This is a genomic window from Mesorhizobium sp. M7A.F.Ca.CA.003.01.2.1 (genome assembly GCF_003998945.1).
Taxonomy (GTDB): Bacteria; Pseudomonadota; Alphaproteobacteria; order Rhizobiales; family Rhizobiaceae; genus Mesorhizobium; species Mesorhizobium ciceri.
In genome coordinates this window covers 1-442 of the sequence record NZ_RZRA01001683.1, presented here as the reverse complement: position 1 = coordinate 442, position 442 = coordinate 1, and the positions used below count along the sequence as shown (strand labels likewise).

Sequence of the window (442 nt, the reverse complement as noted above, 5' to 3'; positions counted from 1 at the left end):
AGACAGGGTCAGCACCATGCGCCTGTTCAGCTTCGGGATCGGGTGGGTTTCGATTTTCGCTATGGTCATGCCTCTGAGATAATAGCGATCATGGCTTTTGCCGGGCAGGGCGGCGAAAATCGAAGAGGGGGCGACAGACTGACGCTGGCCGGTACAACGCTGATCGGCGTGGCATGCTGGGCGGAATTTCACCAGGCGATCGATGGCGCTGCCTATCCCAGGCTGGCCGGATTGCGCCTCGCATCGAAACCGATCCGGCCGTGCGTTACCGCCATTTTTCTCAACGCTACCGCTGGCGCCGCCGCACGTCAGGTTGTCTCTCATTTCACCAGAGTGATCATCCGATCGGCATACATTGTGCGATTTCCAAGCGCCGCCGCGCAGTCGGACTTGACGGACGAGTTCCCGGTCATCTGTATCGTATTGCCGACAAGCCTGAGAC

Annotated in this window: 1 protein-coding gene; it reads right to left on the bottom strand. The window is 59.3% G+C overall.

What is annotated here, in order from left to right; all coding sequences use genetic code 11:
• Nucleotides 1–324: hypothetical protein (locus EN969_RS35710; RefSeq protein ID WP_206525394.1), on the bottom strand; the 324-nt coding region annotated here is incomplete at its 3' end.
• Nucleotides 325–442 lie beyond the last annotated feature (118 nt).